Raw genomic sequence first — 13,487 nt, 5'->3', positions numbered from 1 at the left:
TGTAGGGATTATTTGGTGGGCCGGGGTAATCTGAAATAAGTCGGTATCTATTTGTTTTGGTTGGTAAACAAATGTTTGGTCAACTTGCTTGGAATACCAGTTGGAACGCTGCGTGGTCTGGATTCCGATGGACGGTGCTTTTTGAGCGTCGCGGCCAAAACGAAGCGGGGCCGAATCGATCAAGCAATAGGATGCGGCTTTTGATTGTTGCCCCTGAGGTCGCAGGTCAGAGGCTCCTAGGCGCTGTACGAAAAGAGATGTCGCAAGCAAGGAACGAACCAGCGAGATCCTAGCTTGGACTTGCGGTCGCCCAGGCGGCTCGCCTCCGGCCATGGCTTTCGGTGAAGAGATCAGCATCCACAATCCAGGCCACATCTGCTAGTTCGTAACGCTTTGCCATCACAGGATTCCTTTCCGTAGATGGTGGGGAGCCCCAAAGAGTTTCAGCTTCCTGCGCAGTACATTCCGGCCACATTCTCGCGTGCACAAGCGCGGATTACGATCCGTAGGCCGAGGCTTGTCCAGGGAGCAGCGGCATGAAAAATAAAAAAAGCATCGTCACTGCTTTACGACTTTGAATAGGTCTTCTAGACCAGGTAAGCCCAAGAAAACCGAGGGGTCAGCGCGTTTGGTTTCACCGCTAGCGTTTATTCGGTGAGAAGTATGGACCAAAATGCAAGCACGCTTTGCTCTCGTCACTCCAACGAAATGTAAGTTTAGATCTTGTTCAATATCAGGGTATATCTTATCGTTGAAGTTTGCGCCAGGAATCCTTTTGGGGAATACCCAGTCAACTAGGTCTAGGTGAATAACGATGTCGAATTCCAAGCCCTTTGACTTGTGAAGTGTCATGCACTGAACTTGATCTTGAGTCGCCGGGAGGTAGTGGTGTAGTGCCTCTGGATCATTGATGATTTCGCGGAGTACGCTTCGTTCGTAGGCTGTAGGTAAAGTGTCTAGCAAGGAGTTAGAAGCATCGGCTATACACTCTTCTAGATCTTCTATGGTAGAGGTTCGTATTTTTTTAATGTTCTCTCGTAATAGTTTAAGCCGATTCCGGTTGCTGTCAGAGACTGAGCTGTACGCGTTAATTATGTCGTCAGTTAGTATGGTTTTATCATATTTGTATTCGAGAAGTGCAACCCAGAGTTGAGACGTTTTTGACTCGATTTGCGTAAGTGTATCGTCAGAGAAGATCTTGCAGGGCAGCGTGAGTTTTTCTCTAAGGCGTTGAAGTCCTTTGTTGTACCGCGTAAGAATCGCTATCTCTGAATTATGTTTTACTGAGAATTTTTTTTGGATTTTGGGGATTATGGAGTTTAGCTTCACGGCAGTTTCTAGCTCGTTACCGTCTACTAAGCACTGATAAACTCTTATGTCATTGCATTCGGCAATCTCAGTCTCAGAAGAGAAAAGTCGGTTGGCGTAGTTTGAGATTGAAGTGTGGCAGCGATGATTGGTGGAAACGGTAATGTGGTGGAAATCGGAGAGGGTTATAAGCTCTTTCAAAAAAGCGGGACTACTTTTTCTCCATCCATAGATAGACTGTTGGGTGTCGCCTACGCAAACTCCACGAATATTTAGCTCGAGTAAGAGGAGAAATAGATGGTGCTGGGCAGAGGATGAGTCCTGGTACTCATCAATATATACGGTTGAGTATCGTGCTTGAAGATAACGACGGCACGATGTTGAGTTGCTTATGATGTGATTGGCTAAAAAAGGGATGTATGGAAAAAATAAACACCCGAGTTTGTATAAGTTCTTTAGCGTAGGGAGATAGTCTTCAAAATTCTCAGGCGTCATTTCTCCCAACTGCTGCTCGGCCTCATCAATGAGCGACTTCTCCTCTTCTAATAGTTCATCTGTAAACTTGGGCTCTTGTTTGGAAATGCAGCCGAAAACGGACCTCGAAAAGGGGATGATGATTTCCGAAATGCAGAAAGCATCTATTGTGCCGAAGAAGCTTGCCTTAATGTCTTTTCCTTCGCGTTTACAACGAGCGGCAAGCTCTTTGCTGGCCTTTCGGGTGAACGTAATAGCGATAATGCCTTTATGCCGCTTCAGTGTGTCAACCTCATTTCTTATTTTTTCAGAAATGACAGTTGTTTTTCCACTACCAGGACAAGCGGTGATGACCAGATTGCCAGGATAGTCAATGGCTTCTAGCTGGCTCTTTGTAAAATTTATCATCTTAGTCCTTCGCTTGCTGAACGCAGTGAAGCAAAGCGCGTGCGATTTCTCCACCAGCGATATAAGGTAGATCATCGGTGTAAATGCTTAAGAATTCGCGCATTCTTATAGCTTTCTTGGCCTGTAAGTATGCGATAGCAGATGTGATATCAGGTTTGGAACTGTATTCTAAAAGCGCATCTGACATTTCGAGAGATAAATCATGTTCTAAGTCAATCTTAGAAAGGAAAATACCTTTCTTATTTACTTTTCTTGAGCACTCTTCCCAGCTGCCATTAGCAATCAAGTCAGCGTGCGTCGTGGCAGCATCCACATGATTTTTTTTCTGAAAGCCGGCTAATGTCAAGCAGCGATTTATTCCTGCAAGATTCTTATATGGTTTTTTCTTTTTGGTTGTATCAGATAAATCGTTATCAGTTCTAATAGTCCAAGGTATTTCCATAGCATTTAGGATGCTGATATAAACTTTGAACTGGATTCCATCTACGCTCAGGATGGAAATATTGAAAAAGTCAAGATCTATGTCGATTGATTTTGCCAGTTCAGTATAGAAAAGCTGCTCGGAAGGGCCTTCGACAAGCAAAACACTTTTGGCGAAAAACGCTTCTGCTGGAAGAATGCTCATCCGATACCCAAGATTGTCCCAGGCTTCGTCGATGCATTTTGCGCATCCCCCACTAGCTGCATAGCTTTTACCGCTTTTTGATTTGATATGAACAATCGATTCCGGAGAGAATCTAGCAGTGATCTGAGGCGAGTGTGTCGTAATGAAAGTTTGACCCGGGAGTTCGCAAATTAGATAGTCGGCTAGTTTCCTTTGCTGGTGCGGGTGAAGATGAGCTTCAGGCTCCTCGATACAATAAAATACGACTTCGCTTTCTGGGTCAAATTCTCTTTCGCTCTTTGCTTTCCAAAGCGAAAGGAGAATCTGGTTATTTCTACCATCACCTCCAAGTGAAATTCGGGCGCCTGCGGTGCTTGCACCCAGTTTCAAGCTGTCGATGAACTGCTGTGTCTCTATCGCCCCTGAATCCAAGTGAACAGAGTAGGATGAGAGGTTATGGGAAAGCTTTGATAGCTCCGTGTTTACCGCTTCAGTAGCTCCCTTCACATAATGTAATTCTTGGACGAATTTGTTGATGGTGTTGAGCCGTCTTTCAATGGTTTGTAATTTGTCTTTATCTTCTGCTACTTGCTTGTCGCTACGGTTTTCTTGCGAGATTTTTAGAAGCTGACGCTTCTCGGTATTAATATACTTTTCTAGGTCCCTTTGTGACTTTACGTACCTCATATTTAAATACTTGAGGTAGAATCGGCCAGCGATTTCTTCAAGGTCATCTGAGGTGGGGCCACAATATAGTGTGTAACTTAAGTCTTCTCTCTTTGCGATGTATCGAAAGGTACATTTGCCATCGTCGCCGACTTTGCCTTTAAGTATTGAGAGGACGGCGTCTTCAGTAATGTCTTTGAAATGCAAGTCTATACATATGGCCTCGGATTGCTTGCCGTTGAGTTCGAAGTGGAAATCTGCCTCAGAAGGTTCAAGATCACTTTCTGGCAAACTTTTATCAAGTAAGAGGCGTATGGCATATATGAGATTGGTCTTGCCGCTGTCATTGGCTCCTATCACCAAAGTACTTTTATTGAAATTTATCTTGGCGTCGAGGTAGTTTCGAAATCCTGATATTGAAATTTTCTCGATTTCCATTTCTTACCCTTACTCGGTTCTAAGTGACGGCACAGAGGTTTAGTCGCTGTGGTGGCCAAAGGATGTCATGCAGTGAGCATTTTGCCTAGGTTCTGGATGCAAACCCTTTGAAATTCTATTGAAGCTGGTGAAGGCCTGGCACTCCTTAGAGTTCAGGGTTTTTAGGAGCAGCGTCATGCCCTACGTTTTGCACGAAATTAACTTTCGCAAACACCACTGCGAGCAGGCGAGTGACTCCATCGCCGAAAAGTTTCTCGCGGGCTTGTCGTAGCGAATTCCGATTCGGCGATTCTCCTTGAGCCTGCTGAACATCCGCTTGATGATGTTTCGCTTAGCATACTTGGACTTGTCAGGCAACCGGGGCAGCCCGGGTCAGGGCTTGCGCTTCATCTCTCGCAGCGGAATTACTAGCTACATTTGGTAACTGTCGCAGCGCTTCGGAGTCATAGCCTTTATCCGCAAGTAACCATTTGCAGCGTTTGCGTGGCCGACCGCGCAGGGTGGGGCATGAGCCCCGCTTAGCAGTGGTTGCGCATAGTTGATGTCGCTTGCTTTACCGCTGGAGAGCAAAACCGCAGAGAAACTTCATTCGCATCGCACAGCATGTGGGACTTGTTCGTCAATCCTCCCCAGCTACGACCGAGCGCATGGTCTTCGGGTCCTTCAGGCTCCCTTTTTCCCGGTACCGCTAGCGGCCCGAGTTGCTCGTATCGCTGTGGAGTCGGTCATCCATGTCTGCACGTCTATCATGCGAAATTAATCACCATGTGGATAGCGTCTGAATATGATGCTTGATTGATGCTTTTTTAACCTTGCCAAGTCCAGGGTAGTGTCGAGTGCCATGAAGGGTTATAAATTCTTGCAGGCCTGCAGTGTTGACAAAGTTTCCTGGATTCGTCGACACATGGGCAATAAGCAAATCTAGAGCTTCACGAAATTTACCACCGGGGTCACTTTGGCTGTCATTATCAGAGTAGGAAGAGAAATGGCGCACATACATTTGAGTTGATCGTGAAGGATCAAGGTAGGACATGTGCAGGGTAACGACAAATGCTGGGCCGCCACCTTCAACGAGGCGTTCGCTGAGAATTGTATAATCCCCAAATCCAATAGCATTTGGGGACGTTCTATACACATTGTGAAGGTTTGAGTAAAACGATTCTGTGCCGTAATCTAAATTTCTGGTTTTTTTGTCAAAGCCATCATGAAAGAGGACGGCTCTTGGAAGAGCTCCCCATACTGAGGCATTTGTCTTGTCTGGATTGAGTGCTACAGCAGAAGCTCTCATTAGATCCACAACTAGGGCAGGTGTAATAATGCCTTCAATATAAGCGACAAAAGGTATGGTAAAGCCTTTTAACAGTGCGATGGCAGGCGCATCAGACGCATCACGTATTTTGATACATGGAACAAATGAACCTTGGCCATTTCCAATCTTTGCAAGATGGGCTCTCAGAGAAGCAAAAACATTTGACGCCGAACCACTTGCGAATTCACTTTGAGAAGGATTAATTACTACCCACGAACTGATGCCAGCTGCTGTCAAATCGGAGATGGTAGTCGCTAGGGGAGCAAGGTTTAAATTTACAGGTTCTAAAATAGGGCATACATTGCTGGAGGGTATGTGTCCAACGAGTTCCCTGAGTGCTGTTAGTTCAAACTGTTTACCTTTGAGGATTGGGTAGTACATAAAGCTTCCTTACTTAAAACTGAGTTCATGTTTTCCACAAGCCCAATTCGGGCCTTGCGGCTTGTTCCAAATTCGACTCCGGCTGCTAATAAGGATGTAGGTAAAGACAGTATGAAATCCTTGTCCAGAGCTCTGGTTTGACGAATAATTTTTCTAAATTCAGTACGAATCTTCTCGTTTGCGGCAGATGTCAGTAGGCGTTCACACTCACGAAAGATCTCGGTATTAGCCACATTGGGTGCCGCGCCTAATACCGATTCGGTAAGCCCCACGTATTCTTCACGTCGAAGCGATCTCATTAAAACCCGAACATCAATCTGTGCATCTGTAAGTTTCGCAGGTCTCATCTCTCGAAAAGTTCCGCTCTTGTTTAGTAAAATAACCCCTACTTCTTCAGGTACTGTATGCAGTACTGAGGTTAGATTTTTCTTGGAGACAACTACGTTAACTTTATCGAATATCTTCAGGTAAGAATCGATTTGAGATTTTAGCCGGGTTAGGTTGTCGTAATCGGTTTTTATTTCGTAACATGTTGAAATGCCGTTGATGATAACGCAGTCTGCTTTGTTCGCGCCTACTCGGAATTCAGTGAGCATAGTCGAGCTGTTTATTGAATGTCTTCCAAGGAGAATTTTCTTTGCAATAGAATTTTTATAATAGTATTCATTACGATACTCCCTGCGCAGCAGGCCATAACAAAAATCAAATACACTAGCAACAGTAAAGGTGTCATCAAAGCTGTCTTGATAGCATTTAGCTACTCTCGTGACAAGGGACAGATCGCCCCCCGAAACGGAACTGATGTTGCTGCTGGAAAAAATTTTCGCTATCTCGTTGAAATTCAACATGTTTTATATCCGTTCAACGATTTCATCATGAGTCAAAAAATCAAAAACCAATCTAGAGGAGCTTACGGTCGGCGCACATTACCACGCTCGCGCGTGCCTTGGCTCCGCTCTAACCCAAGCTGAGGTGGATCGATAGCAGCAGCTCTCATTCAGAGATTGAAGATCCATGGCTTGTCGAGGCGCCGTGCGAGCAGCCTGGCCGTTAGCAGATAGTAGTAGCGCGTCGCCTCACTACGCTGGCTCATACGATGAGGGAGTGACCTATTTGCGGGGTGACTCAGTGGTAGCGGCAAAATCAGCGTCAGATGACGATCTGGCATCAAGGGCGTAAGTGCAAGGCTCCGGCTGCGACGAGAAACAGTCGGCAGATGACGGTGCGTTTTTCTTAGTGCAGAGGCAGAGCGGTCAATGGGCAACGGATGACGATGAAGCGATTCCAGCGCGACATGGAACGGCCGGCAGATCCAATTCCCACAGTCTATGCGCTGCACAAGTCGCTTATGGCTCGGTACAGCCAGCCCCTCCACAGGTTAAGCTTGCGGTTTTTGCCTGTACGCCAAGGAACAGTAGCGTGAACACGGAAAACCATTCCCAGACGGCCGCCTTTCTCTGGTCGATTGCCGACCTGCTGCGCGGTGACTTCAAGCAGTCGCAGTACGGCCGCATCATCCTGCCGTTCACTCTGCTGCGGCGCATGGAGTGCGTGCTGGAACCGACCAAGGAAGCGGTGATCAGTGAGTCCTGTGCGCAGGAAGGCCGGCCTGATCTGGTACGCGAGCGTCTGTTGCTGCGCGCGGCCGGGCAGCAGTTCTTCAATGCCTCCAAGCTGACCCTTGGCTCCCTGTCCGACACCCAGACCGCCGCCGACCTGATGAGCTATGTGCAGTCCTTCAGCAAGGACGCCCGTGAGATCTTCGAGCACTTCCACTTCGAGGACTTCGTGCAGCAGCTCGCCGCCGCCAACCTGCTGTATCAGGTGGTGCAGCGCTTTGCCGCCACCGACCTGAGCCCCGAGCGCATCAGCAACTTCGGCATGGGCATCATCTTCGAAGAGCTGATCCGCAAGTTCGCGGAAAGCTCCAACGAAACCGCCGGGGAGCACTTCACCCCGCGTGATATCGTGCACCTGACCACCTCGCTGGTGATCACCGGGCAGGACGACAAGCTCAAGCCCAACAGCATCGTCACCATCTACGATCCTACTGCCGGCACCGGCGGCTTCCTCTCCGAGGGCGACGAGTACATCCAGTCCATCAGCCAGCAGGTTACCGTGTCGCTGCACGGCCAGGAGCTCAACCCCGAGTCCTACGCCATCTGCAAGGCGGATATGCTGATCAAGGGCCAGGACGTCACCAGCATCAAGCTGGGCAACACCCTGTCCGACGACCAACTGGTCGACAGCCGCTTCGACTTCATGCTCAGCAACCCTCCGTTCGGCGTGGAGTGGAAGAAGGTGCAGAAGCAGATCACCGACGAGCACAGCGAGAAGGGCTTCAACGGTCGCTTCGGCCCTGGCCTGCCGCGTGTGTCAGATGGCTCGCTGCTGTTCCTCCTACATCTGGTCAGCAAAATGCGTGACCCGCGTGAGGGCGGCTCGCGTATCGGCATCATCCTCAACGGCTCGCCGCTGTTTACCGGCGGAGCCGGCTCGGGCGAGTCGGAAATCCGCCGCTACCTGCTGCAAAACGATCTGGTCGAAGCCATCATCGCCCTGCCCACCGACATGTTCTATAACACCGGCATCGCCACCTATGTGTGGGTGCTGAGCAACCATAAGGCCGCCGTGCGCCAGGGCAAGGTACAGCTGATCGACGGCAGCCAGCACTTCGCCAAGATGCGCAAGTCACTGGGCAGCAAGCGCCAGTACCTCACCGAGGAGCAGATCGAGGAACTGGTGCGTCTGTATGGCCGCTTCGAGCAAACCGCGCAGAGCAAGATCTTCCCCGTCGAAGCCTTCGGCTACCGGCGCATCACCGTCGAACGCCCGCTGCGTCTGAACTTCCAGGCCAGCCCCGAGCGCATTGCCAAGGTTCTGGAAGAGAAAGCCATCGAGAAGCTGGAAGCCCCGGCACAGCAGAAGCTGATCACCGCCCTGCAGGCCATGGACGCCAGCCTGCTGCACCGCAACCGCGAACAGTTCAGCAAGCTGCTGAAAAAGACTCTCAGCATCCACGATGTATCACCCAGCACGCCCGAGCTGAAGGCCATCCTCAATGCCCTGAGCGAGCGTGATCCCGAGGCGGATATCTGCATGAACAAAGGTCAGCCAGAAGCCGACGCCGGCCTGCGCGACAACGAGAACGTGCCGCTTGGCGAGTCGGTGTACGACTACTTCGAGCGCGAAGTAAAACCGCATGTACTGGATGCCTGGATCGACGAAAGCAAGACGGATGCTCAGGACGGCGAGGTCGGCGTGGTCGGCTTCGAGATTCCGTTCAATCGCCACTTCTACGTGTTCCAGCCACCGCGCCCGCTGGAAGAGATCGACCGCGACCTGAAAGCCTGCACCGACCGCATCAAGCAGATGATTGAGGGGTTGTCGGCATGACGTTTCCGACCTATCCGGAATACAAGGATTCCGGCGTGGAGTGGTTGGGGGAAGTCCCTGAGTATTGGGTCATGGGCTCCCTGAAAAATATGGCGCAGATACGCAATGGGAGAGACTACAAGGAGGTTGAAAGCTCAGATGGAGAGTACCCAGTAATTGGTTCTGGAGGGCAGTTCTCGAATGCCACTCAGTACCTTTATGAGGGTGAGTCGGTTTTGCTTGGTCGCAAGGGGACTATTGACAAACCGCTGTATATCAATGGCAGGTTCTGGACGGTGGATACTATGTTTTACACCGAGATCTCCAAAGGAGCCTGCGCGAAGTTTTTTTATTACAACTCGCTCACTATCCCATTTCATTATTACTCGACCAGCACAGCCCTACCGAGCATGACCCAAGCGGATTTGCTGAACCATCCAGCAGCAATCCCGCCCAAGCTCGAACAAGTCCAAATCGCCCGCTTCCTCGACCACGAAACCGTCCGCATCGACGCGCTGATCGAAGAGCAGCAGCGCCTGATCGAGCTGCTAAAGGAAAAGCGCCAGGCCGTGATCTCCCACGCCGTCACCAAAGGCCTCGACCCGACGGTGCCGATGAAAGATTCCGGGGTGGAGTGGCTGGGCAAGGTGCCGGCGCATTGGGATGTTAAGGCATTGCGTTATCTGGGCGAATGCCAAAACGGAATCAACATTGGCGGAGATGCTTTTGGATCAGGCTTCCCGTTTGTAAGTTATGGGGATGTTTATAAGAACGACGTTTTGCCTGTTGAGGTTGCGGGGCTTGTTCAGTCCTCCACCGAAGATCGACAGCGGTACTCAGTCCAAGCTGGTGATGTGTTCTTCACTAGGACATCAGAAACTATTGACGAAATAGGCTTCAGCGCAACCTGCCTGCAAGAGCTTCCCGATGCTGTCTTTGCTGGCTTTCTTATCCGGTTCAGACCTACTGGAGAATCCATTGACCCAAGGTTTTCGAAGTATTATTTCCGAAATCAAGGGCTGCGAATTTTCTTCAACAAAGAGATGAATTTGGTCACCAGGGCATCTTTAAGCCAGGATCTGTTGAAGCTTCTTCCGGTAACTCTTCCGCCTGTGGCGGAGCAAATAAAAATCGCTGACTTTCTAGACAGAGCCACTGCTGAATTTTCTTCGTTGCTGCAGCAAGGGCTTCGGTCTATTGATCTGCTAACTGAGCGCCGCTCAGCCCTAATCTCCGCTGCCGTCACCGGCAAAATCGACGTTCGCGGCTGGCAGCCACCGGACAGCACCCAAGCCCCCGAATTAACAGTAGCAGAGGCCGTATAAAATGGCGGACAGCAAGGAAGCCCAGTACCAGCAGGACATCATCACCGCCATGCTCGCCCAGGGCTGGCTGACCGGCCCGGCCAGCGGTTATGACCGGCGCACGGCGCTGTATACCGAGGACTTTCTCGGCTACTTCAAGGACGCCTGGCCGGAGCGTTGGGACAAGTTCGCCAAGGCTAACCCGAACAACCCGGAATCGGTGCTGGTGCAAAAACTGGTGCGCGAGCTGGAACAGGACGGCACCCTGGATGTGCTGCGTCATGGCTTCAAGCTGCCGGGGGTGAAGATCGAGGCGTGCAGCTTCAAGCCCGACCACGGCATGAACCCGGACACCCTCAAGCGCTACCAATGCAACCGCCTGCGCGTGGTGCCGGAGGTGTCGTATTCCCCCCACTACCGTGAAGGCGAGTACAACCCGCGCCTTGATCTGGTGCTGTTCGTCAACGGCATCCCCGTCGCCACGTTGGAGCTGAAAAGCGAGTTCAAGCAGAGCGTGGAAAACGCCAAGCGCCAGTACCGCTACGACCGCCCGGTAAAAGACCCGCTGACGCGCAAACCCGAGCCGCTGCTGACCTTCAAGCGCGGCGCACTGGTGCACTTTGCCGTGAGCCAGGATGAGGTGGCGATGACCACCAAGCTGGCCGGCAAGGAGACCTTCTTCCTGCCGTTCAACCTGGGCAGCCTCGACGGCGGTGCCGGCAACCCGCCGGCGCCGGATGATAGCCAGTACGCCACCGGCTACCTGTGGCAGCGCCTGTTCCAGCCGGATGCCTGGCTCAAGGTGCTGGGCCGCTTCCTGCATCTGCAGAAAAGCGTGAAGGAAGATGCCGACGGCAAGCGCGTGACCAAAGAAACCCTGATCTTCCCGCGCTACCACCAGTGGGAAGTAGTGAACAGCCTGATCGAAACCACCCGCGCCGAAGGGCCGGGCCAGCGTTACCTGATCCAGCACAGCGCCGGCTCGGGCAAGTCCAACTCGATTGCCTGGACGGCGCATCAACTGGCCTCGCTCTACGATGCCGAGGGCCAGCGCCTGTTCAATTCGGTGATCGTGATTACCGACCGCACTGTGCTGGACAAGCAGCTGCAGGACACCATCTACCAGTTCGAGCACGCCCAGGGCGTGGTCAAGTGCATCACCCGCGATATCGGCAACCAGAGCAAATCCGAGCAACTGGCCGAGGCGCTGGCCGAGCAGACGCGCATCATCATCGTCACCATCCAGACCTTCCCGGCGCTGTTCGATGCCCTGGACAAGTACCCCAAGCTGGCCAGCGGACGCTATGCGGTGATCGCCGACGAGGCGCATTCCTCGCAGACCGGCTCATCGGCCAGCAAGCTCAAGCAGATTCTCGGCAGCGATGCCCTGGAGGCCGAAGAGATCAGCGCCGAAGAGCTGCTGGACGCCGCCGTGGCCACCCGCGCGCCCAACGAGCGCATCAGCTACTACGCCTTTACCGCCACGCCCAAGGCCAAGACCCTGGAGCTGTTCGGTCGCCCGGCCAACCCCGCGTTGCCGGCAAGCGCCGAGAATAAACCTGAGGCGTTCCACCTGTATTCCATGCGCCAGGCCATCGAGGAAGGCTTCATCCTCGATGTGCTGCAGAACTACACCACCTACAGCACCGCCTGGAAGATCGCCCATCCGGACGGCGACGACGAGGAAGTGGACTCGAAGAAGGCGCGCATGAAGCTGGCGCGCTGGGTACGCCTACATCCGTACAACATCAGCCAGAAGGTGGAGGTGATAGTCGAACACTTCCGCGCCAATATCCGCCACCTGCTGGGCGGCCAGGCCAAGGCGATGGTGGTCACCAGCAGCCGGCAGGAGGCGGTGCGCTACCAGTTGGCGGTGCAGGCCTATGTAAAGCAGATGGGCTACGGCGATGTGCATCCGCTGGTGGCCTTCTCCGGCAGCGTGATGCCGGACGGGGTGATTTCCGAGGAGGTGACGGAAAGTAGCAGCCTGCTCAACCCCGGCCTGAACGGGCGCGACCTGGCGGAAGCCTTCGACACCCAGGACTTCAACGTGATGATCGCCGCCAACAAGTACCAGACGGGCTTCGATCAGCCCAAGCTGTGCGCCATGTACGTGGACAAGAAGCTGCAAGGTGTGGACTGCGTGCAAACCCTGTCGCGCCTGAACCGTACCTTTGGCGACAGCAAACCGACCTTCATCCTCGACTTCTTCAACGACGCCCAGGACATTCTCGACGCCTTCCTGCCGTACTACGCCAAGGCCGAGCTGACCGATGTGACCGACCCGCAGCTCATTTATGACTTGCAGAAAAAGCTGGATGCCGAGGGCATCTACCACTGGGAAGAAGTGGCGGCGTTTGCGCTGACCTTCTTCGATCCCAAGTCAGCTGCTAGTAAGCTCAGCTACTACTGCAAGCCGGCCAAGGAGCGCTTTGCCAAGCGCTACAAGCTCGCCCAGGAATCGCGCCAGCACGCGCTGGACTTCAAGCGTACCGCCGAGAAAAACGGCGACAGCGCAGGCCTGAAAAAGGCCGAAGCGGCAGTGAAAGAAGCCGGCGAGCAGGTGGATCAGCTCGACCTGTTCAAGAAGAACCTGCAGAGCTTTGTGCGCCTGTACGAGTTCCTCTCGCAGATCATCCCCTATGAGGATCGCGAACTAGAGCAGCTGTGCGTGTACGCCAAGCATCTGTACCCGCTGCTGCGCGTGGATCGCCTCGATCAGGAGGACGTGGATGTGGGCGAACTGCAACTGACCCACTACCGCCTGACTAAGCGCGCTGAGCACCAGCTGCGCTTGAGTGAGGAGCAAGGTGACTACGGCCTTGATCCATCGACCGGCATTGGCACTGGCAAGCCCCACGACCCGGAGAAGAAGCGGCTATCTGAAATCATCGAGGCGCTGAACGATATCTTCGGCGCCGAGGTGAGCGATGACGACCAGCTGCAGTTCCTCACCGGCATTGCCCAGCGCATCAGCCGCCAGGAGGATGTGATGGCCCAGGTGAACAACCACTCGGTCGAACAGGTGATGCACGGCCTGTTCCCCAAGCGCGTGCTGGACACCGTGCTGGACGCCATGACCGACCACGAGAAGCTGTCGCTGGAAGTGCTGGATAACGAGACCAAGAGCCGAGCGTTTGCGCTGGTGATTTTGAAGATGCTGAAGTCGGCTGCCGGCTTCGATGAGAGCGGCCTGCGCGATATCTGACTGCCTCGAACA

Annotated in this window: 7 protein-coding genes and 1 pseudogene; 3 read left to right on the top strand and 5 right to left on the bottom strand. The window is 52.6% G+C overall.

Going from position 1 to position 13,487, the window contains the following annotated elements; genetic code table 11:
• Nucleotides 1-558 precede the first annotated feature (558 nt).
• From ACDI39_RS13325 to ACDI39_RS13305, 5 genes and pseudogenes are all read right to left on the bottom strand, one after another.
• Nucleotides 559-2,190, bottom strand: a complete 1,632-nt coding sequence (locus tag ACDI39_RS13325) for a UvrD-helicase domain-containing protein (RefSeq protein ID WP_486538889.1) — start codon at nucleotides 2,188-2,190, stop codon at nucleotides 559-561.
• A 1-nt stretch (nucleotide 2,191) separates the two neighbouring features.
• Nucleotides 2,192-3,898, bottom strand: a complete 1,707-nt coding sequence (locus tag ACDI39_RS13320) for an ATP-dependent nuclease (protein WP_486538887.1) — start codon at nucleotides 3,896-3,898, stop codon at nucleotides 2,192-2,194.
• 180 nt (nucleotides 3,899-4,078) lie between these two features.
• Nucleotides 4,079-4,648 (bottom strand): annotated as a pseudogene (locus tag ACDI39_RS13315) (IS5 family transposase); the annotation flags it as partial.
• Nucleotides 4,649-4,658: 10 nt separating this feature from the next.
• Nucleotides 4,659-5,588 carry a sce7725 family protein gene (locus ACDI39_RS13310; RefSeq protein WP_486538885.1) on the bottom strand — a complete coding sequence of 310 codons (930 nt, stop codon included), beginning with the start codon at nucleotides 5,586-5,588 and terminating at the stop codon, nucleotides 4,659-4,661.
• Nucleotides 5,549-6,436 carry a sce7726 family protein gene (locus tag ACDI39_RS13305; protein WP_441253055.1) on the bottom strand — a complete coding sequence of 296 codons (888 nt, stop codon included), beginning with the start codon at nucleotides 6,434-6,436 and terminating at the stop codon, nucleotides 5,549-5,551. The genes ACDI39_RS13310 and ACDI39_RS13305 overlap by 40 nt, the downstream gene beginning before the upstream one ends.
• A gap of 571 nt (nucleotides 6,437-7,007) precedes the next feature.
• On the opposite strand from ACDI39_RS13305, the gene ACDI39_RS13300 reads away from it, so the two are divergent.
• The 3 genes from ACDI39_RS13300 to ACDI39_RS13290 are packed head-to-tail and all read left to right on the top strand — an operon-like array spanning nucleotide 7,008 to nucleotide 13,475.
• Nucleotides 7,008-8,984 carry a type I restriction-modification system subunit M gene (locus ACDI39_RS13300; protein ID WP_486538882.1) on the top strand — a complete coding sequence of 659 codons (1,977 nt, stop codon included), beginning with the start codon at nucleotides 7,008-7,010 and terminating at the stop codon, nucleotides 8,982-8,984.
• The gene (locus tag ACDI39_RS13295; RefSeq protein ID WP_486538880.1) at nucleotides 8,981-10,288 is read left to right on the top strand and encodes a restriction endonuclease subunit S; all 1,308 of its coding nucleotides are present in this window, start codon (nucleotides 8,981-8,983) and stop codon (nucleotides 10,286-10,288) included. Before ACDI39_RS13300 ends, ACDI39_RS13295 begins: the two co-directional genes overlap by 4 nt.
• 1 nt (nucleotide 10,289) lies before the next feature.
• Nucleotides 10,290-13,475 carry a type I restriction endonuclease subunit R gene (locus tag ACDI39_RS13290; RefSeq protein ID WP_486538878.1) on the top strand — a complete coding sequence of 1,062 codons (3,186 nt, stop codon included), beginning with the start codon at nucleotides 10,290-10,292 and terminating at the stop codon, nucleotides 13,473-13,475.
• The last annotated feature ends 12 nt before the right edge of the window (nucleotides 13,476-13,487 follow it).

Source organism: Pseudomonas sp. Tun-23181 (assembly GCF_057415455.1).
This window is presented reverse-complemented; position numbering and strand designations above follow the sequence as displayed.